This is a genomic window from Armatimonadota bacterium (genome assembly GCA_016869025.1).
Taxonomy (GTDB): Bacteria; Sysuimicrobiota; Sysuimicrobiia; order Sysuimicrobiales; family Humicultoraceae; genus VGFA01.
Genome location: VGFA01000001.1, coordinates 14,108 through 36,962, shown reverse-complemented (window position 1 = coordinate 36,962; position 22,855 = coordinate 14,108). Strand labels below are relative to the sequence as shown.

Below are 22,855 nucleotides of genomic sequence, written 5' to 3'. Positions count from 1 at the left end.
CGCGGTCACTCCTCTGCCTTCGGCTCAGCCTTGGAGCGTATGTAGCTCACGGCCCCCCGGTCGGCCTTGACACGGATGTTGGGTGCCAGGTCCAGGTTCAGGACGTCTTCCTTGATCTCGGCGATGGTGGCGTGGATTCCGCCGATGGTGACCACCCGATCGCCGCGCCGAAGGCCGTCGAGCATCTCCTTACGCTTGCGCGCCTGGGCCCTCTGGGGACGGATCATCAACAGGTAGAAGACGACGAAGATCAGGACCCAGAGAACGATTACCGCAACCTGCGACTGCTGTTGGGGCATCAGCAAACCCTCCTACTTTGTTGGAGCCGCGTAGCAGTTCCAACGATCAGGGCACGTCTCCTCTAACTTACCACTGCGAAGCATACCTCGCCAGTACTCCACGCATCCAGGGCTCGTACCGGTCCTCGCGCAGCGCCAAGCGTGCCTCCCGGAGCAGATTGCCCATGAAGGCCAGGTTGTGAAAGGTCGCCAGGCGGGGCCCCAGCATCTCGTCCGCGGCGAAGAGGTGTCGGAGGTAGGCGCGCGTGGTCCGGGCGCAAACACGGCAGGCGCACCCCGGATCCGGCGGCGAGAGGTCGTCCCGAAATCGGGCGTTCCTGATGTTGATCCTGCCGGACCGCGTCAGGAGGACGCCGGTCCGGGCCACCCGCGTCGGGAGGGCGCAGTCGAAGAGGTCTATCCCGCGGGCGACGGCCTCGAGCAGGCCTGGCGTGCCTCCCAGGCCCATCACATACCGCGGCCGCGCGGGCGGCAGCTCGGCGACGGCGGCCTCGATCGCCTCATGCATCACCTTACCGGGCTCGCCCACAGAGAGCCCTCCCAGCGCGTAGCCCGAGAACTCCAACACAGCGGTGCGGCGTGCGGACTCGGCACGGAGCGCGGGATCGAACCCGCCCTGCACTATGCCAAAGAGCACACCGGTGCCTCGCCTAGCGTGATGCTCGCGGGAGCGTTCGGCCCAGCGCAGCGTCTGCTCCATAGCCGCACGGTCCTCGCCGGGATCGTGCGGGTAGCCCAGGCAGACATCGAGCGGCATGACGATGTCGGAACCCAACTGCCGCTGGATATCCACGACGCCCTCGGGTGTGAACCGGTGGGGGCTGCCGTCTATCGGCGACCTGAAGGCAACGCCCTCGTCATCCACCGTTCGCATCTTCGCAAGGCTGTAGACCTGGTACCCGCCGCTGTCGGTGAGAATCGGCCCTGCCCACCCCATGAACGCGTGCAGCCCCCCTGCGCGCGCTATGATCTGGGGGCCGGGGCGCAGGTAGAGGTGGAACGCGTTGGCCAGGATCATCTGCGCGCCGGTCTCCGCAACCTCGTCCGGGGTCAGCGCCTTGACGGTCGCGTTGGTGCCCACCGGCATGAACGCCGGGGTCTCGACCTCGCCACGCGAAGTACGAAGGAGGCCGGCACGGGCGGCACTGCGCGGTGCCTGGCGCACCACCTCGAAGTCCATTGGGGCAGGGGCGGCTACGGGTATATCCCGCGTATCATCAGCGCCTCCGCGACCCGCTCGACCGCGCGCTGCAGCGCGGCCAGCCTGTAGGAGACGCCTTGCGTCCGGGCCAGCTCGATCACCTCGCGGACGCTGCGCACCATGATCCGCTCGAGACGCTGGTTGATGTCCTCCTCGCTCCAGAAGAACAACTGGAGGTCCTGCACCCACTCGAAGTAGGAAACCACCACTCCGCCCGCGTTGGCCAGGATATCGGGCAGCACGGTGGTCCCCTTGGCCTCCAGGATCGCGTCCGCGTCAGGCGTGGTGGGGCCGTTGGCGCCTTCCACGATTACCCGGGCCCTGATCCGGCCGGCATTGGTATCGGTGATCTGGCCTTCCAGGGCGGCGGGCACAAGGTAGGTGCACGGCAGTTCCAGCAACTCCTGATTCGTCACGGCCTGCGCGCCGGGGAACCCCACGACGCTCCTGGTCTCCGCCACGTGCCGCAGCAACGCGGGCATGTCCAGCCCATGGGGATCGTAGATGCCGCCGAACACGTCGCTGACGCCAACGATCTTGCAGCCCTCCGCGGCCATCAAAGCCGCCGCAGCAGACCCAACGTTCCCGAACCCCTGGACGACCACCGTCGAGCCACTCCAGGGAATGCCCAGGATGCGGGCCGCCTCGCGCGCGGCGATCATGCAGCCGCGGCCGGTCGCTTCCCTACGGCCTACCGAACCGCCGATCGAGACCGGCTTGCCCGTTACGACGGCCGGCACCGAGTGGCCGGCGTGCATGCTGTACGTGTCCATGATCCAGGCCATGACCTGCTCGTTCGTGCCGACGTCCGGCGCAGGGATGTCACCCAGGGGGTGCATCATCACGCTGATCTCGGAGGCGTAACGCCGGGTCAGACGTTCCAGCTCGCCGGCGGAGAGCGTCGTGGGATCCACTATCACACCGCCCTTGGCGCCACCGTAGGGCAGGTGCACCAGGGCGCACTTCCAGCTCATCCACATGGCCAGGGCGCGGACCTCGTTGAGGGTGACATCCTGGTGGTAGCGGATCCCTCCCTTGCTCGGCCCGAGCACGGTGCTGTGGTGCACGCGGTATCCGGTGAAGATCCGAATGGACCCGTCGTCCATCTTGACCGGGAAGTTGACGGTCAACTCGCGGTGCGGCGTAACCAGGTACTCCTGTATCCCTCGCTTGAGCGCCAGGCGTTCTGCCACCTGCCAGAACTGGTGCAGCGCCATCTCCCACGGATCGTCCTTGATAGTCAAGACCTGCGAAGCAGTCGCTCCTGTAGCCACGATCCAACCTCCCCTTTCCCCCATCTCATCCTTCCTGTTGGGGGGCGCGTTCTCCTCCAGAACAGGCGGGCCGGCGGCGTGTTGCCACACCTGATGCACGCCTGTAGAATGTCGGCGTACGCACGCGCCTTTCGGAGGCCCAGATGCCCGAAGATGCCGGCACGTCAAACCCTGCCACAACCGAGGTCCCGGTCTCCTCTCTGAATCCTGGCGGGCGCCCTGCATCCGCGCCACAGGTCCCTGCCGTTGACGTCCGCGAGACGACGAACAGCGGCGTCGAGTTCCGCGCAGGAGGACGAGAACCTCAAGAAGCTGCTGGGCGGGCTGGGGGCCTATCAGAACCCCCTGCGCCCCGGCGTCTGGCAGGTTGATCACCGGTACCGCGCCGAGGCGGTGCGCCGGCTGGAGGCCGCCGGGTACGCGATCGCCGAGTCCTAGAGAATCAGCATCGCGTCCCCGAAGCTGTAGAACCGGTACCGCTCCCGTACCGCCTCTGCGTAGGCCTGCAGGATCGCCTCGCGCCCTGCGAACGCGCAGACAAGCATGAGCAGCGTCGTCCTGGGCAGGTGGAAGTTCGTCACCAATCCCTGCACGGCACGAAAGGCGTAGCCCGGCGTAATGAACAGATCGGTCCACCCGCTGTAGGCCTGAAGGCGGCCGTCAGGTGTGGAGGCGGTCTCCAGGGCCCGCACCGCAGAGGTGCCCACTGCTACCAGCCGGCCGCGACGGGCGTTCACCTCGGCCGCTGCCTCGGGCGTGATCGTCGAGTGCTCGGCTTCCATCCGGTGCTCACGTACATCCTCCGCGCGCACGCTCTGGAAGGTCCCGATGCCGATGTGCAGGGTAAGAGCGACCAGCCCCACGCCCTGATCGCGAAGCCGGCTCAGCAGCTCGGGCGTAAAATGCAGTCCGGCAGTAGGCGCGGCCACTGCTCCTTCCTCCCTAGCGTAGACGGTCTGGTAGTCGTCGGGGCCTGATACGGCACCCCGGATGTACGGTGGAAGCGGCACCTCGCCGCAGGAGCGCAGCAGGTCAAGCATTGTCCCGCCCGAGAGGAGACGCACCACGCGCCGGCCGCCCGGCAGGCGGCCGACCACCTCCAGCGGCGCGCTGTGCGGCCCCACCTCGACGATCGTGCCCGTCGGAAGCCGTCGTCCGGGGCGCGCCAGCGCTTCCCAGTCGCCCTCGGCTCCCAGGCGGCCGCCGGACGGACGGAGCAGCAGCAGCTCTACCGCTCCCCCTCCGGTGCGCCGGCGCCCGCGCAGCCGCGCCGGGATCACGCGTGTGTCGTTGACAACCAGGGTGTCGCCTCTGCGCAGATACTCGCCGATGTCGCGGAAGTTGCGGTGTGTCGTGCGCCTGGTGGAGCGATCCAGCACCAGCAGCCGAGAGGCGTCACGGGGCGAGGCCGGTCTCTGTGCGACGAGTTCGGGCGGGAGCGCGTACTCGAAATCCGACAGGCGCATCAGGGACGGGCGGCGATCGCGACACCCGTGTAGAAGTACTTGAGGATGGCGGTGTAGTCATGGCCTGCGAGCGCCATGCCGCGGGCGCCCCACTGGCTCATTCCCACGCCGTGGCCGAAACCCCGCCCTGCGAGCTCGACCGCGCCTTCGGCCGGGTAGGAACGCACGGCGAACAGCGTGCTGCGCAGCACGCTCGTGCCCACCGCCACGCGGAAATCGGTGCCCCGCATCTCGCCTCCTCCGGAGGCGGCAACCAGCCGGAGGACCATCACCCGTCCGGACGGGCTGGTGGACGCAACCTCGAGGCGAGAGAGGCCCGACAGGGGACGGCCCGCGCGCTGCAGCCGCGCTTCGATCACGGCCATATCGAGCCGGAGGGTCCACTCGTGACCAGGCGCGTCCCTGGAAAACGGATCAGGCACGCCGCGCAGGTGGGGCGTCACGCTGCCCCAGACGAACTCGCTGCTCTCCGTGGCTCCGCCCGAGTCCGCGTGGAAGACGCCGAGCGCGGGCCTGCCGTTGTAGAGGAGGACGAGCCCGCGCGTGGCGTCCACAGCGGCGGATGTGCGGGCATCCTCGGCCGCCACCCCGCCGTAGACCTGCGAATCGGTCGTGGCGCGCACGTCGTAGCCCTCGGCCGCGAACCTGCCGGTGCTGTGCACGGCCAGCGAGCGCGCGGCTATTGCCTGTGCCCGCAGCGCCTCGGGCGGCCATCGCGGATCCATCTCGCTGCGCACCACGCCGTAGAGGTACTCCTCCAGGTCAAGCTCGTTGATAGCGGTCACGCGGCCAGCCAGCGTGCGGCGAATCTCGATCAGGCCTCTGTACGGCCGGCCGCCGATCTGAAGGTAGGCGGATCGCGGCATCAGGCGGACCAGCGTACCGTAGGCAACCCCGTCCAGTTCGAGCCCTGCTGCCGCGGCGCGCGCAGTCAGCCGTCCTGCTTCGAGCGTCTCGCGACGGCCCGACTCGACATCGAGCAGCTCGAACGGGCCGGAGCAGGCCACGGTCAGGGATTCCTGACCCAGCACCAGCCCCACGCGGACCAGGTCCGGGCCTGGCGCCGTTCCCTGCCAGCCGCGGGCAGGCGCGCCAAATGCAAGCAGCGCTACAGCCACGAGCACCATCAGCCCGCCGGAGGGCCTCACTTTGCCCACAGGCTCCCCTGGCCGCGCCCCTCGGGAGCAGCCAGACCCAGGTGGGCGTACGCTGCCGAGGTGGCGCGCCGGCCGCCCGGCGTGCGGGCAATGAGACCGGCCTTGAGGAGATAGGGCTCCACCACCTCCTCTAGCGTGTCAATGTCCTCGTGCAGCGACGCGGCCAGGGCCTCGATGCCGGCAGGGCCGCCGCCGTATACCTGGATCAGGGTGCGCAGCAGATCGCGATCGAGCCCGTCCAGGCCGAGGTGGTCCACGCCCTCGAACTCCAGCGCCTCTCGGGCGACCGCCTGGGTTACCACGCCCCCGGCCCGCACCTGAGCGTAGTCACGGACCCGGCGCAGCAGGCGGTTGGCTATCCTGGGGGTACCGCGTGACCGGCACGCGATCTCCTCGGCCCCACCCGGCTCCACCGGCACCTGCAGGATCCCGGCCGACCGGAGAACGACCCGTGTCAGGTCCTCAGTCGTGAAGAAGTCCAGATGGTGGAAGATGCCGAACCGCTCCCGCAGCGGCGATGACAGCAACCCGGCCCGCGTCGTCGCTCCGACCAGGGTAAAGGGCCGGAGCTGGTAGCGCAGGGTGCGCGCATGCTGTCCCTTGTCCAGGACGAAGTTCACGCAGAAATCCTCCATCGCGGGGTAGAGCAACTCCTCGATCCCCCGCGAGAGGCGGTGGATCTCGTCAATGAAGAGGATGTCCCCGGCGTTGAGGTTCGTGAGGATCCCCATCAGGTCGCCGCCCCGTTCCAGCGCCGGCCCGCTCGTGCCCACGAGTTGAGCGCCCATCTCCCGGGCCACGACAGAGGCCAGCGTGGTCTTGCCCAGCCCGGGCGGGCCGTGGAGCAGAACGTGGTCCAGCGATTCGCTCCGACCGCAGGCGGCGTCAATGCTGATGCGCAGCCCCTCGATGACCCGCGTCTGTCCGATGCACTCGTCGAGCCGCTGCGGCCGGAGCGTGCGGAGGACCCGCTCCTCCTCGGCGGCAACCTCGGGGTCCAGCCGCTGCCGGCTCATTCGACCGCACCCCTCTCCAGGCGGTAGACCTCCTGAAAGAGCGCCTCAACCGAGTCCAGGTGCGGGGCACGGCGGAGCGCCTCCTCCACCATCCGGCGGGCCTCGGCCGCACGGTGTCCGAGCTGGCGTGTGAGCACCTCGACGACCTCCTCGCGGAAGTCGGCCTCAGGGGCCTTGGGGGGCTCGGCGGCCTCTCGCAGCAGCGCGTACTTGCCCATCTTGCCGTGCAGCGTCGCGATCACCTTCTCCGCGCTGCGGCCGCCGATGCCCGGCAGCCGTTGAAGAAACGCGGCATCCCGCCGCTCGATCGCGTCGGCGATCTCGTGGACCGACCGCACCATGGCGCGCACGGCCTTGGTCGGGCCCAGGCCGTCCACGGTGATGAACCGCTCGAAGAACTCCTGCTCGACCTCGCGCAGGAACCCTATCAGCATCGGCCGGGGCTGGTTGGTCGTAGCGTGGTAGAAGACGAACAGCTCCAGCGGCGCGTCCTCCTCGCCCGAGGGCAGGGCCCCCTCGACCACGGGCGGCAGCAGCACCTCGTAGCCCACCCCGCCGACCTCGAGCACGATCGCCCCCTCGATGCGGCGCAGCACCCGCCCGCGCAGAAACCGGATCACCGGCTCACCGTCCGCAGTCGCGCCAGCCCTGCGTACGCGAGCGCCAGGGCATCGGCGGCATGTGGCTCGGGCAGACGGCGCAAGCCCAGGAGCGCGCGCACGGCTTGCTGGACCTGCGCCTTCGTGGCCCGGCCCGATCCGGTCACCGCGCGCTTCACCACGCTCGGCGCCAGCGTCACCATCCGGGTACCGGATGCGGCCACGGCCAGGCAGATCACGCCGCGCGCGTGCCCCAGCACGATCGCGGTCCTGGGGAACCGCGGGTGCGCGAACAGATCCTCGAGGATCACCAAGGAGGGGCGCACGTCGCGCAGAAGCATCTCCACGTCCTGGTGCAGGTGCTGCAGGCGGCCGCCCAACTCGCCGCGCCAGTCCGTCGCCAACACCCCCATCTCCATGACCCTGGGACGGGTACCTCCACCCTGAAGGACGCCGTATCCGGTGTGCTCCAGACCGGGATCAATTCCCATGACAAGAGGCGCGCTACCCAACTTGCTGCAGTATCTCGTCAGGAATGTCGAAGTTGGCGTGCACGTTCGCCACGTCGTCCAGGTCCTCGAGCGCGTCCAGCAGCCGGAGCACCTGCTGCGCTTCCTTGCCCTCGACCCGTACCGTGGTCCTGGGCTGCATCCGGATCTCCGCGCCGGACACGGTTACGCCCCGCGCCTCCAGGGCCTGCTTGACCTTGAACGTCGCTTCCGGGGCGGTGAGGACCTCGAACGCCTCGTCGGTGGTGCGCACGTCCTCGCCCCCTGCCTCCAGCGCGGCCAGGAGGAAATCATCCTCGGAGAGCCCGCCCCTTGCCGCGGTCACCGTTCCCTGGCGCTCGAACATCCACGCGACCGAACCTCCGCCCAAGTTGCCTCCGTGCCGGGTGAACACCGCGCGCACCTCGCTCGCGGTGCGGTTGCGATTGTCGGTCAGCGCCTCCACCATGACCGCCACGCCGCCCGGCGCGTACCCCTCGTACACGATCGTCTCGTAGTTTGCGCCTGCCAGTTCCCCAGACCCGCGCTGTACGGCCCGGTGGATGTTGTCGCTCGGCATTCCGGCTTCCCTGGCCCGCTCGATAGCGGCGCGCAGGCGCATGTTGGCGTCCGGGTTGCCGCCGCCCTCCTTGGCAGCCACCATGATCTCGCGCGAGACCTTGCTGAACAGCTTGCCCCGTACGAGGTCCACTTTCTGCTTCTTGATCTTGATGTTGTGCCACTTGGAATGCCCGGACATGGCGCATGCACCTCGCTCAGCGTCCCTGCAGGTCGGCCGCCGGATCGGTCACGGTCACGGTCCGTGAGGCCCGCGAACCGTTCAGTCCGACGGCCGTTATGGATATTACGTACTGCGTGCCAGGCGCCCGGTAGGATGGCCGGAACTCGTAGGCGAATCGGCCCGCAGCACCGGACTGCATCGAGACCTCGGCTGCCCTGGCGCCTCCACCCGCCCCCTCGGCGGTAACGACGATCGTCACCATGGCTCCGGGCGCAGTGGAACCCTCGATGGTGAAGGGCGGCGTCAGCATCGCGCCGTCGGCAGGAGCGCTTACGGCCAGCGGCGTGGGCTCCGGACTCCCTTCGGACGGCTGGCCAGGGGTGAGGTCGTACCGCGTGGGCGCCGAGGACCGGGTGAACACCTCGCGACGCGGATGAGGACAGCCAGGCGTCGCCAGTTGCCAGGTTCCTGCGCAGACCGTGGTCACGACGACGCCCTCGGGAGGAGCCCAGTCGCCGGGTGGTTGCTGAGAGGTGGCCTCCCGCATGAACGCTGCCCAGATCTCTGCCGGAACCATGCCTCCCACCACCCTGCGCATGGGCGTGTTGTCATCGTTGCCCACCCACACGGTGGTGGCAAGGTAAGGTGTGTAGCCCACAAACCAGGCGTTGCGGTAGTCGTCGGTTGTTCCGGTCTTGCCCGCGGCCGGACGACCGATTCCGGCCGCGACGCCGGTCCCGCGCTCGATCACGCCCTTGAGCAGGTCGGTCATCACGTAGGCGACCTCCGGTGACAGCCCTACCTGTCGCCGGGGTCGGTGCTCTTCCAGCACCTTGCCTCGGGAATCGGCAACCTTCAGGATCGCCAGCGGCTGCGCGCGCAGGCCGCCGCTGGCCAGCGTGGCGGCCGCGGTCGTCATCTCCAACGGGGTCACGTCGCCCGATCCCAGCGCCAGGGACAGGTGGGGCTGCAGCGGGCTCTCGATTCCCATCGCCCGGGCGGTCTCGATGACCCGTTCAGGGCCCAGTTCAACCAGCATGCGCGCCGCGGGCACGTTTATCGAGCGCTCTAGCGCGCGCCGCAGCGTCACCGGCCCTGAGTACTTGCCGTCGTAGTTCTTAGGCGTCCAGTCCGGTGCGCCGCGAATCTTGTAGGTGATCGGCTCGTCTTCGAGGATGCGCGTGGGCGGCACGCCCTGAGCGATTGCCGTGGAGTAGACGAAGACCTTGAACGCCGACCCCGGCTGGCGGCGGGCCTGCCAGGCGCGGTTGAACTGGCTGGCTGCGAAGTCCACCCCGCCGATCATGGCGCGGATCGCGCCCGTCTGAGTATCCATGGACACCAGCGCTGCCTGGCCGACGTTCAGCTTGCGGCGCGCGGCGCTGGCTATGCCGGCGCGCACCGCCTTCTCGGCCGCGGCCTGCATCTTGGGATCCAGGGTGGTGTGCACCTGGAGCCCCCCGCCGTAGACCAGGTCCTCGCCGTAGGTCTCGAGCAGACGCGCCAGGATCATCGAGACGAAGTAGGGCGCGCGCATGCCGACCAGGCCGGCGTTGGACGGCGGCGCCAGCACGACCCTGGCGTTGCGCGCCGCTGCGGCCTCCTGCGTGCTGATGTAGCCCAGAGCCGCCATGCGCGCCAGCACGAGCGCCTGCTTCTCCCGGGCCAGCGCGAGGTTGCGGAAGGGCGAGTAGGCCGACGGCGCGCGTATCACTCCGGCCAGCATCGCGGCCTCGGGCAATGTCACATCCCTCACCGGCTTGCCGAAGTAGACGCGTGCGGCCATCTCGACGCCGTAGGCGCCGTGCCCGAAGTAGTACTGGTTCAGGTAGCGCTCGAGGATCTCTTCCTTTGTAAGCCGACGCTCGATCTCCAGGGCCAGCAGGATCTCGGCCACCTTGCGGCTGAGCGCTTTCTCCTGCGAGAGGAAGAGCATGCGCGCAAGCTGCTGGGTGATCGTGCTGCCGCCCTCTATCAGTTCGCCTTCACGGAGGTTGCGCCATAGCGCGCGCCCTATCCCACGCGGGTCCACACCCCGGTGGCTGAAGAACCGTTCGTCCTCGATGGCCAGCACGGCCTGCCGGAGCACCGGCGGGATCTCTGTCAACGGTACGATCTGCCGGTTCTCGCGATAGAGCGAGGCGATCAGTTCGCCGTCCTGGCCGTAGATCCTGGTGGCCTGGCTGGGAGGGGTGTAGAGCCGCGACACGTCGTGGATCTGCCGCCCCACGGCGACCGCCACCCCAAGTGCCACGCCGCCGCCCACCAGCAGCACGAGGCCCAGCAGCACCAGCAGCAGGATGATGGCAGTCCAGGAAGACCTGCGGGGCCGGGAGCGCCGCGCGCGGGTGCGAATGGGATCAGGTAGCGGACGCCTGGGTGCCATGGTGGATTAGACCGGCGGCGAGGCCGGATCCGTATCATTGTAGCATACCCTTCAGTGCGCCCGGCCCGTACGCTCTGCCTTGATCGGCTCACCGCTCAACGAAGCGACGGGCCTTCCGAACCCCGCTCACCGCATCCGTGGCGAAGTCGTCGGCCCCAATCCGCTGAGCCCAGCTCGCGGTCGCGGGTGCTCCGCCGACGATGACCCGGAACCGGTCGCGGAGGCCCTGCTCCTTCAGGATCTCGATCACCTTCTGCTGGTGGGTCATGGTCGTGGTCATCAGCGCGGAGATGCCGATGATGTCCGCGGAGTGCTCGACCGCACGATCCACGAAAGCCTGCGGCTTCACGTCAACCCCCAGGTCAACGACCCGGAAGCCCGAGGCCTCCAGCATGGCGGCCACGATCTCCTTGCCTATGCTGTGAATGTCGCCCTGGATGGTGCCTATCACGAATGTGCCTCCGCTGACCAGGGCAGCGCCTTCTGTGGCCAGCCTGCCCTGGATCACGGCCATCGCAGACGACATGGCCTTGGCCGCCATCATCAGGTTGGGCAGGAAGTGCTCCCCGCGCTCGAAGCGCGCGCCTGCTTCCTCGAGGCCCTTCGCCAGCGCGAGGTTCAGTATCTCTAAGGCCGTGTGGCCCGCATCTAGGGCCTCCTGAACCAGGCCCTCGATTCCCCTGAAGCTACCATTGCAGACCGCGTCGTGAAGTCCGGAAAGCGCCTGGCTCAAGGTCTCTCTCCTCTCTATCCAGCGGATCAGGCCGCCTCTACGATCGCGTTCAGCGCCGCCTCTTTGTGATCGTCCTGGTACCGAACCGGATCAGAAGCCAGGCGGTCTCTCGCAAACTGCCGGGCCCGGTCGTGGGCCATCTTGCGCCCATCCACGGCCCACTCATCCCACGACCCAGGTGCACTGATCCTGCCCGGCGTCCATACGTCACCAGCGTTCAGGGCTTCCAGCGTGGCCTCCTGGATCATGAAGCTCTCGCCCTCGCCCACGACCCGTCTGAACCCTGCCAGATCGAGTGTCCCGGGCTCCACCGTCAGCGCCTGAAGGTGATGGCTCAGGAATGAGAAGATGTCGTCGTCAACGACCGCTTGAACGAAGGATGCCACCAGCCCCCCGCCGAGCTGCCCCAGCCCGGAGATCTGGTCTGCCCCGGCCAGCATCGGGCGCAGCGTGTTGGCGGCCTTCTCTAGGCCTGCCTGAGCGTCGGACACCAGGGCCCCGGTGTCCATGCCGTACACGTTGCTCGGCAGGCCGTAGTGCCTGGCCATCTGTGCCATACAGGCCCCGGCAACACCCACGTCCGGATCGGCGCCGGCCTTCGAACCGGTGCGCATGTCCGGGGTCCCGATCCTGGACGCGTGCATCAGCTTCACTTCCGGGTTGAGAAGACGGGCCATGACGCCGAAAGCCAGGTTCTCCGCGTTCTGCCCCAACAGGGCTCCGGCCAGGAACAGCGGGGCTCCCATGGAGCGGATGGGACACGGCAGCCCTAGAAGAGGAAGCCCGCTGACGGCCGCCACCTGGATTGCTTCGCAGATGTCCGTCGGAAAGGTCATGGGGCTGATGGGTGAGATCGAGATCCGGCCTATCGGTCTCCCAGGGCTGCTGACCACCCTGGACATCTCCACGCACAGTTCGGTCTCCCGGGCGTCCGAGACCGCGCCGAGGGACACTGGCTTACCGGTGTAGAGGAGCGTCGCAACCGCGGCCGCGAGCTTGGCCCTCCGCGGATCCATGTCCACTGGTAGGACGAGGGGCCCCGCGTGATGGCAGTTTGGCAACGCGTCGAGCAGGCGCGCCATGTCCACCGCGTCCCTGTACGTGGCGTCGCGCAGGTCACCGCTGTCCAGATCCACGACCACCGAGACCGATCCGAAGTTCTGCAGGTAGCAGGCGGAACCGTCCAGGGTCAGGCTGCGCCCGGGATCCGTTCCCTGCAGGACCATCGGGGCCTGGGGCCGTAGCATCGTCTCCGCGACGAGTTCGCGCGGTATTCCCAGGCGTTCCGAGCCCAGATCACGGCACCCGTTTCGCAGCAGGATCTGGCGGGCCCGGCTCTCGCCCACCTTCACCCCTGTGCTGGCCAACAACCCGAGCGTGGCTTCGTGGATCCGGAGCACGCCCTCCTCGGTCAGGATTCTCAACACTGCCACCAGATCACCCCTCCATGCCACTCGTGCTGGCGCTACCGGCCAGGCTCCAGCCAGGTGTTCCAGAAGTACATCGTCGGAATCCTGAGGAATCCCTTCAGTTCGGGGCGGTTTATGTGCATCACAAACCCGTCCCCGACCTTGACGGTGGGAACGTCCTTCCAGAAGAGGGCCTGCGCCCGCTGCCACATCTCCGCCCTCACCTTGGGATCTATGTGCCGGCGCATGAGGGAGATGATCGCCTGCATGTCGCGGCTCTCATACCAGCCCGCGTAGGCAGGGCTTAGGGCGAGCAGGAATGTGGGATCGGGCACCGAGCTGAAAGTGGTGACGAACACTTCCCACAGCTCGGGCCGTCCCCGGCGCGACACCACGGTGGGCCAATCCATGAACTGCAAATCTATCACGAACCCGGCTCGCTCGAGCATCGGCTTGGCGGCCGTCGCCGGATTGTCGGACCAGAATGCCCCTGCCGTCACGAGCCAGCGGATCGGCTCCCCGCGGTAACCCGCCTCAGCCAGGAGCTGGCGGGCCCTCTCGGCGTTCTTCTGGTTGTAGACCTCCTTCCCGGAATCGGTCCACAGGTAGTGCTCCCTGGGCATGAGCCCGGGGTTCAGGAGGAAGAACTGCGGGTGCCCATAGGTGACCTTCAGGATCGCCTCCATGTCGAGTGCCGCGAGAAGGGCCTGTCTGACCTTGGGATTCGTCAGGGGGCCTGTGCGCTTGTTCAGCACAAACGCCAGCCAGCTCGGCAGCGCGTCGCGCGTCGGCACAACGCCCTCGGTGCGCGCCAGCCGCTCGTACTGGTCGGCCGGAATCGCCTCTGCGAACTGGTACTCGTTCCGCTGGAGAGCCGCCACCCTGACCGCGGCGTCGGGAACCGGGGCAAAGACCAGCGCATCCAGATTGGCGGTGCGCCGCCCGCTCATGCCGTCCGCGGGCTCGGCGCGCGCCGCGTACCGGTCGAACCGCTCCAGGCGCAGGTGACGGTCGGGCACGTACTCGACAAACCGGTAGGGGCCGGTGCCTATGAATCGCTTCGCCGGGCTCAGGCCGGCCTCGTCCGCGATCTCCTTGGGGTAGATCACGGCGGGCTGCGTCCACCAGGCGAGGTCGGTGACGAGCAGGCCGTAGGGGTCCTTGAGCTTGAAGACGACGGTGTGGGCATCCCCGGCGGTCAAGGATTCGACGTTCGCGAACATCGCGCGCGCGCGTACACCCAGGCGGCCCCATCGGGAAAGGGAGGCGACCACATCGTCGGCCGTCAGGTCCCGGCCGTGGTGGAACGGGACGCCCTTGCGGAGGTGGATCGTGTAGGTGCGCCGGTCAGGCGAGACCGTGTACCGCTCGGCCAGCATCGGCACGGGTTCCAGCTTTGTGTTGAGCGTGAATAGGGGCTCGAGCACATGGTGCATGATGAAGGCGGCCGCCGTGGTGGTGGTTGCGTGCGGATCGTACGTGGGCGGCTCGAGCTCGAGGGCGTAGCGGAGCACTCCCCCTCTGCGTGGCTGCTGCGCCTGTGTAACCGCGGCCGGAGCCAGGAGGATCGAAAGGATGATCGCAACCGCAACCACCCGGGAGATGATTGACATACTTCGCCCCCCTTCAAGGTGTCCTGAGCACAGTTGAAGCTCAGGCAGCAACAAGGGCGTTCATTACGCGGCCATCCGCCCCATTCCTGCATCCCTGGGATTCGCGGGGCATTGCGTCCTTCAGGGGCCCAAGAGCCGAAGGGGCACGAGGAAGTCGGCGGCCTTGCATGAAGATGATCCTCCAGGGAGGGGCCGCGGTGGCGGACGTCCTGCCGGTGATGCCCACATCCGCGCGTTGCCGCTTGTGCGGCGTCGAGTCCGCACTCGTCGCGCGGCAGATGCGCGTCTGTGCGGCGTGCATCCACGCCAACCCTGACCGGGCCCTGCCGCTGGCGCGGGCCGCCCATCACAGCGCGCGCCGCCTGTTCCGTCTCCCCAAGGAGCCACCGCGTTCGGCCGCCGGGATTCCCTGCACGCTGTGCGCGCGGGAATGCCGCATGGCTTCCGGAGAGCGCGGGTACTGCAACCTCCGCGAGAACTGCGGCGGCCGCATGACCGTCCTGGCCGGAGGCCCGCAAGCAGGGATCCTGCAGTGGTACTACGATCCGCTGCCGACCAACTGCGTGGCCATGGAGGTCTGCGGCGAGCGCGCCACCAGGGGCATGCACAACCTGGCGGTGTTCTACGGATCGTGCACGTTCAACTGCCTGTTCTGTCAGAACTGGCACCACATGCAGCAGGCCGCCCGGTTGGAGCCGAAGGTGAGCGCGGCGGCGCTGGCTGATGCCGCGACCAGCCGCGTGGCCTGCATCTGCTACTTCGGTGGAGACCCCACGCCGCAGCTCCCCCACGCCCTGGCGGCCTCGCGGCTCGCCAGGGAGCGCCGGCGCATGCGCATCTGCTGGGAAACCAACGGCGCGATGCACCCGACGTTCCTGCGGCGGGTCCTGGACCTGTCACTCGAGAGTGGGGGCACGATCAAGTTCGATCTGAAAGCCGCCAGCGAGCCGATGCACATCGCCCTGACCGGCTTCTCCAACCGGCGCACCCTCGAGAACTTCGCCGCGGCCGCGCGGTGCGCGCGGGCTCGCCCCAACCCGCCGCTGGTGGCGGCCAGCACGCTGCTGGTGCCCGGCTATGTGGACGAGGAGGAGGTGGCGGCCCTGGCCGCGATGATCGCGGCACTCGATCCTGAGATCCCGTACCGGCTGCTGGCGTTCTGCCCGGGCTTCCTCATGGAGAACCTGCCCACCACCTCGCGGGCCCAGGCGGAGCGCTGCCTGGCCGCGGCCCGTGGCGCCGGCCTGCGGCGCGTGGGGTTGGGGAACGTGGGGCTGATCGGCGGCTCCTGCTGAGATGCCGCTACGACCTCCATCTACGGGGTCGCCGGTCACACCAGACACAGGGGCGCGGGCTGAAGCCCGCGCCCCTGGTGTGCGGCATCTGGGCGTGCCGCGCCTGGTGGAGACGAGCGGATTCGAACCGCCGACCCCCTCGTTGCGAACGAGGTGCTCTCCCAGCTGAGCTACGTCCCCGGACAGCAGCGATTATACGCGCCTACCGCCTGGCGCGCAATCGCCGCAGGGCCCACGCCGTGACCGCGCCTGCACCGCCCGCGGCCCACATGGCCGGCAGCGGCTGAGCCAGGATCAGCAGCCCCCAAGCCCCTGCCCGGTCGAGCAGGGTCACGGCCCGCACCCAGGTCTCGGGGACGATCAGCAGGGGCAGCGGCGCCAGCACCGCTCCGCGCAACCCTCCGAGGATGAAGCCGAGGAGCGCGCCCTCTGCCAGCACCGGTAGGAAGCTGGCGCTCCACCCGACCCGCCGCGGGTCCCAGTTGCCGAGCACCGCCCCGACAGCGTACCCGGCCAGGTACGCAGCCAGGACAGCTGCCGGCACGCGGCGCCAGAACTCCCTCACAGCCGGATCGAGGCCGGCACCACTGGGTCTTCCAGCAAGACCTGGGGGTGCCGCGCAAGGTAGAGCACGAGATCTGCCGCGACCTGTCCATCAAGGTCCATCATGAGCGTCTGTCCTCCCAGCGATGCGTTCACCGGCCATGTATTCCCTGCGGCGCAGTTGCACGCCTGCCCGATCGTCGGTACTGTGGGGAAGCAGCCCATGTCGAACACCGCTCCGGATTCGCTCTCGCTCACCTTCCGCATCCGCTACGACGAGTGCGGCGCGGGCGGGGTTGCCCGCGCGTCCGTGTACGTCCGGCTCCTGCAGGAGATGGCATTCGAGCACTCTACGGCCTGCGGATATCCGCTGGAGTGGAACATCGCCCGCCGCATGTTCTGGCTCGCGCGCCGGGTCCGGCTCGCGGTGGAGGCGCCGGCTCGGCACGGCGACGCGCTGGTCTGCACCACCCGTCTGCTCGGTGCCCGCCGCATCCTGGCGCGCCGGCTCGGGACGGTGCAACGCGAGGACAACGGCGCGCCGGTGGCCACAGCGATCGTGGACTGGATTCTAACCCAGAACGGCACGACCCCGATCCGCATCCCCGACGAGGTGGCCGCCACCTTCCCGGGCATGCAGCGCGCGGTCGCCCCGCTTCCCCTGGAGGAACCGGTTCCGCCACCGGAGGCACGCGAGGCGTCCATATGGGTGCGGGCCAGCGACGCCGACGCGTTGGCCCACGCCAACCATGCCGTCTACCTCGACCTTCTGGACGACGCGGTGTTCCGGGCCGGGGGAGGCCTGGCGATCGCGGCCCTTCCGCGCACATACGACCTTCAATATCACGCCGCAGCATCGGTCGGCGCGGCGCTGCGCGACCTGGCCTGGGAAGAGAGCAGCACGTGGCACTACCGGCTGTCAACGCCCGCCGGCCTGCTGATCCTACACGGCCGCCTGACGACCCCGGCCTAAACGCGCGCGCCCCCTGGCGGGTCTACTCCCAGAGAACACCTCTCGTCGGACAGGAGCGTGCCATGATTCGTGCCTTCGCGCTCGTCCTGGGTCTCGCGCTGGCGGCCGCCCTTGCCATTCCCGGGCGCTCGTCGGCGTCTCTGTTTCAGCACGTCGTCGTGATCGTGATAGACGGCGCCAGGCCCGATTACCTCGATCTTACGCCGATGCCGAATTTGCGAATGTTGATGCGCGAGGGCACGGTGTACACGCGCGCCTGGATCGGGCAGATGATCGCCAACACACCACCAGCGCACGCCACCCTCTCCACCGGGACGCTTCCGCGCACCAACGGGGTGATCGGTTTCGGGTGGAAGGACCCCGCCACCGGGCGGATGACCTGGCCGACAACCATGGAAGCGGTGATGCGTGGCGAGCAGCAGCGGGTGCTAGCCGCATCCGGGGTGCCGACGATAGCAGGCGTCCTGCGGGCGAGGCGGCCCGGGCTCGTCGCGGCAACGGTCAGTTCAAGCAAGTACTTCGCGGCGGACGCGATGGGGCCGGAAGCGAACTTCGTGGTCTTCCGCACCCGGCCGTCGCGCGGAACCTCTCAGCCCTCTGCCGTACCTGGGCGCGAGCCACCTCCCGGGGTGCTAGATGTTCCCTCGCTGCGCGACCCGCGCAATCCCTCGGACGCGTGGGCTACCGACGCTGCGCTCGCGCTCTTCCGGGCGGTGCGGCCCCAGGTACTCCTGCTGAACCTGCCGGCCACCGACGAGCAGGGGCACGCTACGGGCGGCATCGTCGCGCCTGGAATCATGAGCCGGATCGTGCAGATCGCCGATGTGCAGATCGGCCGCCTGCTGCGCGCGTACGAGGATGCCGGCATCCTGTCGCAGACGCTCTGGGTCGTGACGTCGGACCACGGCATGGTGCCCGGCGAGCGGCTGGTAGATGTTGCGCGGCTCCGCAAGGCCGCGTCGGATGCCGGCGCGCGGCTGATGGGAGGAGGCGGTTCCAGCGCGGAGTACTGGGTTGACGACACCACGAAGATCGAGGCGGCTGCCCGTGCGATCGCAGGCGTCGGCCTTCCTGGGGTCTCCGCTGTCTACCGCAAGGTGCGCGAGGGCACCGGCTTCGCCTATGTCCCGGTCGAGGCCGGATCCCCCCTGCCTGCGGATCTCGACGCGGCCTACAGGTATCTCTTCTCGACGTTTGCCGGCGCCCACGGTCCCGAGATCGCGGTCCCATTTCGCGAGAACACCATTGCCGCCGGTGACCGGCCCACCGACCCGACCCTGCCGTTTCGCTATCGAGGGGCGCACGGTGGCGCATCCTGGCTCATACAGCACATCCCCCTGGTCATCAGCGGCCCGGGGGTACGGCGCGGCGTGGTCACTGACCACCCGGCCCGGCTGGTGGACATAGCGCCCACGATCCTCGCCCTGATGGGCGCGGTCCCAACTGGCATGGACGGCAATGTGCTGGGCGACGCGTTTGACGTCCCGCCGGCCGGCTCGCTGGAACTCCAGGAGTCCCAGGCACGCCGGTTCCGCCCGCTGCAGGACGCCCTGATAGCGGCGTCCCGGCGGGACCGGATGGCGCGCTAGCCCGGGCCCAACCGGGCCTGGCCCAGGCCCGGGACAGGCCTAGACTCCCCCTGACGTGGGAATAACCAGGGTGGTGCGGGCCAGGCACTCGGCCCGCCCTCAGGGGGAGTCCGCAATGGAAAACCTCGAGATGGAGCGCCTGAAGGCGCGAATCGAGCAACTTGAGCGCAGGCAGCGCGCCGGCGTGCTGAGATGGTGTCTGAGTCTGGTGGCAGTAGGTGTGCTGGCGTTCGGGGTGCAGCAGGCAGCATCACAGAACGACATCCTCAGGGTGCGCGGCCTGGAGGTCATTGACGCCCAGGGCACCGTCCGCATAGGGCTCAGCGTTCAGCCGGATGGAACCGCGGAGGTCCTGCTGTCCGAGGCCGCGGGGCGCGGTCGCATGTGGCTCAATGTGCGGTCCGACGGGACGCCCGGCGTCGTCATCGCCGACGCCAGCGGCCGGGGTCGCATCTGGTTCGTGGCCTCACCGGACCGGCCTTCGGGCCTGGTGATGTCCGATGGGTTGGGGCGGGGCCGCGTCTGGTTGAACGCGTTCCCGGACGGAACCACGGGTCTGGTGCTGGTGGACAACTCGGGGAAGGTCAGGTTCCAGGCGCCCTAGCAGCGCGGCAACGTCAAGGCCGGTCCTGGTAGCGGTCTCATTCGAGGCCGCCGCGCAGGACGTCGAGCAGTTCCACACAGGCCTTCTCCGCGCGGCCATCCCGGTCCATGTTGGGATTCCAGCTCGACACCGAAACGGCTACTACCCTGCCGGTGCGTGCCAGGCGGGCAAAGACCCCGGCCAGTTCAGATGCCGATGGGCCGCCCTGCGCCAGGTAGTTCTGGGCAGGGGCATCCGACGGGCTCACGACATCGGTATCGAAGTGAACGTACAGGGGCCCCTCCGGAAGATCCTCTTCGAGCAACGCCCTCGCGTCGCCCACGTGGCGCACGGATGAACCTTCGAGGGCCTCTCGCTCTCCGGGGTCCAGGTCGCGCGCGTCGGTCAGGACTACCTGCCGCTCCGGCAGGTTGACCAGGCCTGCGGCTTCCACGAGACGCTGCTCCCCACGCCCCACGATCATCGCGAGGGGCATCCCCCCGAGGAATCCGCTTGGGGTCGTCTCCCAGGTGTTGAAGTCCCCGTGCGCGTCAAACCAGATCAGCGTGGGGCTTGTGCCGGCGCGCTGGAGGCCAGCCAGCACGCCTATGGCCGAGCAGCAGTCGCCCGAGATGCTGACGGGTCTCTCGCCGCGACGCATCGCATCCCAAACGAGATCCGAAAGGCCCCGCATCAAAGGGGAAATCGCCGCGATCTGGTCGCCGGTGGCAAGGGCCTGCCGGTTGACCACTTGAGGACTGAGCCCCAGCGCTTCGAGCCGGGGCCACTCCTCGTTCAGGAAGTAGGGTGTGACAATGAACCTGTCGGACATCTGCGGGCGGCTTTCCGAGGTGTTTGTATTGACGGCCTTCTCGCATGGTGGGCCCTGGTGGACTCGAACCACCGACCTCACCCTTATCAGGGGTGCGCTCTCACCACCTGAGCTAAGGGCCCACGGGCAGCATCGAGTATACCCGCCGTCACCAGTTCAGGCAACTGCAGGCGGCCCGCCGGCAAACTCCCTGCGCACCTCCGCGAGCAACTCCGGTCGCGCAATCAGGTCGTACGCCGTCAGCGCCATTGCCTTGGCCGCTGCCAGCATCGCCTCCAGGCCGCGATCGCAAAGCGAGGCCTCGCGGAACTCCAGGGTGTGCCCGACCATGTCCTTCGGGCCGATCGCCACGTACGGGTGGATGGACGGGATCGCCTGGCTCAGATCGCCCATGTCGGTGGAGCCCATGCGCGGACGATCGGGAGGTGCGTCCTCGGGCCAGCCCAGGGACTCCAGGTGCCTGCTGAACGCCCTGGCCAGGGTGCGGTTGGGCTTGATCGCATCGTAGCCCTTGCGAGACGTGTGCTCCAGGGTCGTCCCCGTGGCCAGGGCCGCCCCGCGGGCGATGTTGATCACGCGGTCGAGCAACTCGCGGACATATGCGTCGTCCGTCGCCCGCACCGTGAGCACCGCCTCGGCGCGGTCGGGTATGATGTTAGGCGCTGCGCCACCGTACGTGATGATGCCGTGGATCCTGGCGTCGTCGCGCACCTGCTGGCGCAGCAGTCCTATCCCCACGAACGTCTGGATGAGACCGTCCAGCGCGTTCACTCCTTCGTCAGGGGCGGCAGCGGCATGCGCGGGTCTTCCGGCAAATGTGATCGCCAGACGGTAGGAAGTCAGTGAGGGCCGGCCCGAGAGGGTGTAGCTCGCGGGATGGAACATCATGGCCGCGTCCACGCCCTGGAAGGCGCCGCGCTCCAGCATGATCACCTTCCCACCTCCGCCCTCCTCGGCCGGGGTTCCTATCACCGCCACGCGACCCGGCAGGTGCCGCCGGACCGCGGCCAGCCCTATTCCGGCTCCCAGCGCCGCGGTGGCGATGAGGTTGTGGCCGCACGCGTGCCCTATCTCCGGGAGCGCGTCGTACTCCGCCAGGATCGCCACGGCAGGCCCGTGATCCGATCCCGCGATCTGTGCCCGGAATGCGGTCTCCAGATCCGCCACGCCGCGCTCTACGCGGAAACCGTACCGTTCAAGCGCCTCGGTCAGCCAGGCGGCCGCCTGGCGCTCCTGAAAGGCGATCTCCGGCGTGGCGTGTATGCGACGGGCAAGTTCGATCAGTTCGCCTGACGCGGCGTCAATTGCCGACAAGATCTGTGCGTGCATGAGCTGGGTCGCCTCCATGCGGGATTGGATGATGCGTTCGGCGCATGCTCGCGGCTGTCCTGCCGCAGCACAGCCCACACCAAAGCGCCCTCTACGCGGTCGTGATGCGCGCGAACCGTCGCCGGCCGACCTGAACTACCAGCCCCTGGCGCACGGGCACGACCGCCTCCACGTCGTGGATCCGGCCGCCGTCCACGCTGACACCGCCCTGGCTGATGAGCCGCCGCGCCTCGCTGTTGCTCTCGGCCAGCCCGGTCACAACCAGCAGCCGGATCAGGCGGATCCGCCCCTCGCGCGCCTCGTCCGCGGGGACGTACGCTTCTGGGATCTCGTCGGGCAGTTCCTTTCCCACAAAGAGCCGCTCGAACGTGGCCGCGGCGGAGCGGGCGGCTTCCTCGCCGTGCCAGAGCGCGACGATCGCCCCGGCCAGGCGCCGCTTCGCGTCCCGCGGGTGCACGCCTCCGGACCGCAGCCCTTCGCGAATCGCCGAGACCTCATCCATGGGCACGTCCGTGGCATACTCGAAGTAGTCCGGCATCAGCGCGTCGGGAATGGACATCGCCTTGCCGAACATCTCCGCGGGCGGCTCGGTTATCCCAATGGCGTTGCCCAGGGACTTGCTCATCTTCTCGACCCCATCCAGGCCGGGCAGCAGCGGCGTCAGCACCACGACCTGCGGCGGCTGCCCCACCTCGCGCTGGAGATCGCGTCCCATCAGGTTGTTGAACTTCTGGTCGGTGCCTCCCAGCTCCACGTCGGCCTCCAGCGCCACCGAGTCGTAGGCCTGGCAAATGGGATAGAGCAACTCGTGCATGTGGATCGGCACCCCGTCGCGCAGCCGGGTGGTGAAGTCGTCGCGCTCCAGGATGCGCGCAACGGTAGCGCGCGATGTCAGCCGGATCACATCCGCAAACGATAGGGCTCCCAACCACTGGCTGTTGAACGTCACCCTTGTTCGCTCGGGGTCAAGGATCAGGCCGTACTGCTCGCGGTAGGTCTGGGCGTTGGAAGCGACCTCATCGGGCGAGAGCATCGGACGCGACTGCTTCTTGCCGGTTGGGTCGCCGATCATCGCGGTGAAGTCGCCGATCACAATGATCGCCTCGTGGCCCAGGTCCTGGAACTGCCGCATCTTGCGCAGCACTATCGCAGTGCCCAGGTGCAGGTCGGGGGCAGAGGGATCGAGACCGAGCTTGACCCGCAGCGGGCGGCCAAGGCGCAGCTTGGCCAGGAGATCCTCCTCGGAGATGATCTCGGCGCAGCCGCGCCGCAGCCGCAGTAGTTGCTCCTCGGGCGAAAGAAACGCCATGCTCCAACCTCCGCAAACC

General features: G+C 68.4%; 22 protein-coding genes and 2 tRNA genes. 5 read left to right on the top strand and 19 right to left on the bottom strand.

The window, feature by feature from the left end; translation table 11 throughout:
• Nucleotides 1-5: 5 nt before the first annotated feature.
• From yajC to FJX73_00175, 3 genes are all read right to left on the bottom strand, one after another.
• Nucleotides 6-299: a preprotein translocase subunit YajC gene (gene yajC / locus FJX73_00185; GenBank protein ID MBM3469201.1), complete on the bottom strand. Its 294-nt coding sequence runs from the start codon at nucleotides 297-299 to the stop codon at nucleotides 6-8.
• 67 nt (nucleotides 300-366) lie between these two features.
• Nucleotides 367-1,479, bottom strand: coding sequence for a tRNA guanosine(34) transglycosylase Tgt (gene tgt, locus FJX73_00180; GenBank protein ID MBM3469200.1), 1,113 nt, complete (start codon nucleotides 1,477-1,479; stop codon nucleotides 367-369).
• A 14-nt stretch (nucleotides 1,480-1,493) separates the two neighbouring features.
• Nucleotides 1,494-2,798 (bottom strand): Glu/Leu/Phe/Val dehydrogenase, encoded by a 1,305-nt coding sequence (locus FJX73_00175; GenBank protein ID MBM3469199.1) that lies wholly within the window; start codon nucleotides 2,796-2,798, stop codon nucleotides 1,494-1,496.
• A 222-nt stretch (nucleotides 2,799-3,020) separates the two neighbouring features.
• Here FJX73_00175 and FJX73_00170 point away from each other — a divergent pair, with 222 nt between their 5' ends.
• Nucleotides 3,021-3,212: a hypothetical protein gene (locus FJX73_00170; GenBank protein MBM3469198.1), complete on the top strand. Its 192-nt coding sequence runs from the start codon at nucleotides 3,021-3,023 to the stop codon at nucleotides 3,210-3,212.
• Here FJX73_00170 and queA read toward each other — a convergent pair.
• The 10 genes from queA to FJX73_00120 all read right to left on the bottom strand — a co-directional run bounded on the left by queA (nucleotide 3,209) and on the right by FJX73_00120 (nucleotide 14,383).
• Nucleotides 3,209-4,240 carry a tRNA preQ1(34) S-adenosylmethionine ribosyltransferase-isomerase QueA gene (gene queA / locus FJX73_00165; protein MBM3469197.1) on the bottom strand — a complete coding sequence of 344 codons (1,032 nt, stop codon included), beginning with the start codon at nucleotides 4,238-4,240 and terminating at the stop codon, nucleotides 3,209-3,211. The two genes, FJX73_00170 and queA, sit on opposite strands and share 4 nt — an antisense overlap.
• Complete coding sequence (locus FJX73_00160) at nucleotides 4,240-5,397, bottom strand: SpoIID/LytB domain-containing protein (GenBank protein MBM3469196.1); 1,158 nt, start codon at nucleotides 5,395-5,397, stop codon at nucleotides 4,240-4,242. Before FJX73_00160 ends, queA begins: the two co-directional genes overlap by 1 nt.
• The gene (ruvB, locus tag FJX73_00155) at nucleotides 5,385-6,413 is read right to left on the bottom strand and encodes a Holliday junction branch migration DNA helicase RuvB (GenBank protein MBM3469195.1); all 1,029 of its coding nucleotides are present in this window, start codon (nucleotides 6,411-6,413) and stop codon (nucleotides 5,385-5,387) included. The genes FJX73_00160 and ruvB overlap by 13 nt, the downstream gene beginning before the upstream one ends.
• Nucleotides 6,410-7,033, bottom strand: coding sequence for a Holliday junction DNA helicase RuvA (locus FJX73_00150; GenBank protein MBM3469194.1), 624 nt, complete (start codon nucleotides 7,031-7,033; stop codon nucleotides 6,410-6,412). The genes ruvB and FJX73_00150 overlap by 4 nt, the downstream gene beginning before the upstream one ends.
• Nucleotides 7,030-7,503: a crossover junction endodeoxyribonuclease RuvC gene (locus FJX73_00145; protein ID MBM3469193.1), complete on the bottom strand. Its 474-nt coding sequence runs from the start codon at nucleotides 7,501-7,503 to the stop codon at nucleotides 7,030-7,032. Before FJX73_00145 ends, FJX73_00150 begins: the two co-directional genes overlap by 4 nt.
• A 13-nt stretch (nucleotides 7,504-7,516) precedes the next feature.
• Nucleotides 7,517-8,260, bottom strand: coding sequence for a YebC/PmpR family DNA-binding transcriptional regulator (locus FJX73_00140; GenBank protein ID MBM3469192.1), 744 nt, complete (start codon nucleotides 8,258-8,260; stop codon nucleotides 7,517-7,519).
• Between the two features lie 16 nt (nucleotides 8,261-8,276).
• Nucleotides 8,277-10,628 (bottom strand): penicillin-binding protein 1A, encoded by a 2,352-nt coding sequence (locus tag FJX73_00135; GenBank protein MBM3469191.1) that lies wholly within the window; start codon nucleotides 10,626-10,628, stop codon nucleotides 8,277-8,279.
• Between the two features lie 88 nt (nucleotides 10,629-10,716).
• Nucleotides 10,717-11,361, bottom strand: coding sequence for a cobalamin-binding protein (locus tag FJX73_00130; GenBank protein ID MBM3469190.1), 645 nt, complete (start codon nucleotides 11,359-11,361; stop codon nucleotides 10,717-10,719).
• Between the two features lie 26 nt (nucleotides 11,362-11,387).
• Nucleotides 11,388-12,980 (bottom strand): hypothetical protein, encoded by a 1,593-nt coding sequence (locus tag FJX73_00125; GenBank protein ID MBM3469189.1) that lies wholly within the window; start codon nucleotides 12,978-12,980, stop codon nucleotides 11,388-11,390.
• Nucleotides 12,827-14,383 carry a hypothetical protein gene (locus tag FJX73_00120; GenBank protein ID MBM3469188.1) on the bottom strand — a complete coding sequence of 519 codons (1,557 nt, stop codon included), beginning with the start codon at nucleotides 14,381-14,383 and terminating at the stop codon, nucleotides 12,827-12,829. The genes FJX73_00125 and FJX73_00120 overlap by 154 nt, the downstream gene beginning before the upstream one ends.
• A gap of 218 nt (nucleotides 14,384-14,601) precedes the next feature.
• On the opposite strand from FJX73_00120, the gene FJX73_00115 reads away from it, so the two are divergent.
• The gene (locus FJX73_00115) at nucleotides 14,602-15,678 is read left to right on the top strand and encodes a radical SAM protein (protein MBM3469187.1); all 1,077 of its coding nucleotides are present in this window, start codon (nucleotides 14,602-14,604) and stop codon (nucleotides 15,676-15,678) included.
• 104 nt (nucleotides 15,679-15,782) lie between these two features.
• Here the strand turns inward: FJX73_00115 and FJX73_00110 are convergent.
• A tRNA-Ala gene (locus FJX73_00110) sits at nucleotides 15,783-15,858 on the bottom strand.
• 22 nt (nucleotides 15,859-15,880) lie between these two features.
• Nucleotides 15,881-16,222 carry a hypothetical protein gene (locus FJX73_00105; protein ID MBM3469186.1) on the bottom strand — a complete coding sequence of 114 codons (342 nt, stop codon included), beginning with the start codon at nucleotides 16,220-16,222 and terminating at the stop codon, nucleotides 15,881-15,883.
• A 123-nt stretch (nucleotides 16,223-16,345) separates the two neighbouring features.
• Here FJX73_00105 and FJX73_00100 point away from each other — a divergent pair, with 123 nt between their 5' ends.
• The 3 genes from FJX73_00100 to FJX73_00090 all read left to right on the top strand — a co-directional run bounded on the left by FJX73_00100 (nucleotide 16,346) and on the right by FJX73_00090 (nucleotide 19,387).
• On the top strand, nucleotides 16,346-17,194 hold the full coding sequence (locus tag FJX73_00100; protein ID MBM3469185.1) for an acyl-[acyl-carrier-protein] thioesterase: 849 nt from the start codon (nucleotides 16,346-16,348) through the stop codon (nucleotides 17,192-17,194).
• Nucleotides 16,927-18,783, top strand: a complete 1,857-nt coding sequence (locus tag FJX73_00095; protein MBM3469184.1) for an alkaline phosphatase family protein — start codon at nucleotides 16,927-16,929, stop codon at nucleotides 18,781-18,783. The genes FJX73_00100 and FJX73_00095 overlap by 268 nt, the downstream gene beginning before the upstream one ends.
• 115 nt (nucleotides 18,784-18,898) lie before the next feature.
• The gene (locus FJX73_00090) at nucleotides 18,899-19,387 is read left to right on the top strand and encodes a hypothetical protein (GenBank protein ID MBM3469183.1); all 489 of its coding nucleotides are present in this window, start codon (nucleotides 18,899-18,901) and stop codon (nucleotides 19,385-19,387) included.
• A 37-nt stretch (nucleotides 19,388-19,424) separates the two neighbouring features.
• On the opposite strand, the gene FJX73_00085 is transcribed toward FJX73_00090, so the two are convergent.
• From FJX73_00085 to FJX73_00070, 4 genes are all read right to left on the bottom strand, one after another.
• A complete protein-coding gene (locus FJX73_00085; protein ID MBM3469182.1) occupies nucleotides 19,425-20,198 on the bottom strand; it encodes an arginase in 774 nt (257 codons plus the stop codon).
• Between the two features lie 45 nt (nucleotides 20,199-20,243).
• A tRNA-Ile gene (locus FJX73_00080) sits at nucleotides 20,244-20,320 on the bottom strand.
• 34 nt (nucleotides 20,321-20,354) lie between these two features.
• The gene (locus FJX73_00075; GenBank protein MBM3469181.1) at nucleotides 20,355-21,527 is read right to left on the bottom strand and encodes a M20 family metallopeptidase; all 1,173 of its coding nucleotides are present in this window, start codon (nucleotides 21,525-21,527) and stop codon (nucleotides 20,355-20,357) included.
• A 91-nt stretch (nucleotides 21,528-21,618) separates the two neighbouring features.
• Entirely contained in the window at nucleotides 21,619-22,836 is a 1,218-nt protein-coding gene (locus FJX73_00070; protein MBM3469180.1) for a tyrosine--tRNA ligase, read from the bottom strand.
• Between the last annotated feature and the right edge of the window lie 19 nt (nucleotides 22,837-22,855).

What these genes read in the sequence shown, in the direction of transcription:
- FJX73_00085 (MBM3469182.1), bottom strand. Translation starts at nt 20,198, where the DNA reads ATGTCCGACAGGTTCATTGTCACACCCTACTTCCTGAACGAGGAGTGG.
- FJX73_00090 (MBM3469183.1), top strand. Translation starts at nt 18,899, where the DNA reads ATGGAAAACCTCGAGATGGAGCGCCTGAAGGCGCGAATCGAGCAACTT.
- queA (MBM3469197.1), bottom strand. Translation starts at nt 4,240, where the DNA reads ATGCGCCTGTCGGATTTCGAGTACGCGCTCCCGCCCGAACTCGTCGCA.
- FJX73_00145 (MBM3469193.1), bottom strand. Translation starts at nt 7,503, where the DNA reads ATGGGAATTGATCCCGGTCTGGAGCACACCGGATACGGCGTCCTTCAG.
- yajC (MBM3469201.1), bottom strand. Translation starts at nt 299, where the DNA reads ATGCCCCAACAGCAGTCGCAGGTTGCGGTAATCGTTCTCTGGGTCCTG.
- FJX73_00140 (MBM3469192.1), bottom strand. Translation starts at nt 8,260, where the DNA reads ATGTCCGGGCATTCCAAGTGGCACAACATCAAGATCAAGAAGCAGAAA.
- FJX73_00095 (MBM3469184.1), top strand. Translation starts at nt 16,927, where the DNA reads ATGGGTGCGGGCCAGCGACGCCGACGCGTTGGCCCACGCCAACCATGC.
- FJX73_00175 (MBM3469199.1), bottom strand. Translation starts at nt 2,798, where the DNA reads ATGGGGGAAAGGGGAGGTTGGATCGTGGCTACAGGAGCGACTGCTTCG.
- tgt (MBM3469200.1), bottom strand. Translation starts at nt 1,479, where the DNA reads ATGGACTTCGAGGTGGTGCGCCAGGCACCGCGCAGTGCCGCCCGTGCC.
- FJX73_00100 (MBM3469185.1), top strand. Translation starts at nt 16,346, where the DNA reads ATGAGCGTCTGTCCTCCCAGCGATGCGTTCACCGGCCATGTATTCCCT.
- FJX73_00115 (MBM3469187.1), top strand. Translation starts at nt 14,602, where the DNA reads ATGCCCACATCCGCGCGTTGCCGCTTGTGCGGCGTCGAGTCCGCACTC.
- FJX73_00070 (MBM3469180.1), bottom strand. Translation starts at nt 22,836, where the DNA reads ATGGCGTTTCTTTCGCCCGAGGAGCAACTACTGCGGCTGCGGCGCGGC.
- FJX73_00120 (MBM3469188.1), bottom strand. Translation starts at nt 14,383, where the DNA reads ATGTCAATCATCTCCCGGGTGGTTGCGGTTGCGATCATCCTTTCGATC.
- FJX73_00075 (MBM3469181.1), bottom strand. Translation starts at nt 21,527, where the DNA reads ATGCACGCACAGATCTTGTCGGCAATTGACGCCGCGTCAGGCGAACTG.
- ruvB (MBM3469195.1), bottom strand. Translation starts at nt 6,413, where the DNA reads ATGAGCCGGCAGCGGCTGGACCCCGAGGTTGCCGCCGAGGAGGAGCGG.
- FJX73_00135 (MBM3469191.1), bottom strand. Translation starts at nt 10,628, where the DNA reads ATGGCACCCAGGCGTCCGCTACCTGATCCCATTCGCACCCGCGCGCGG.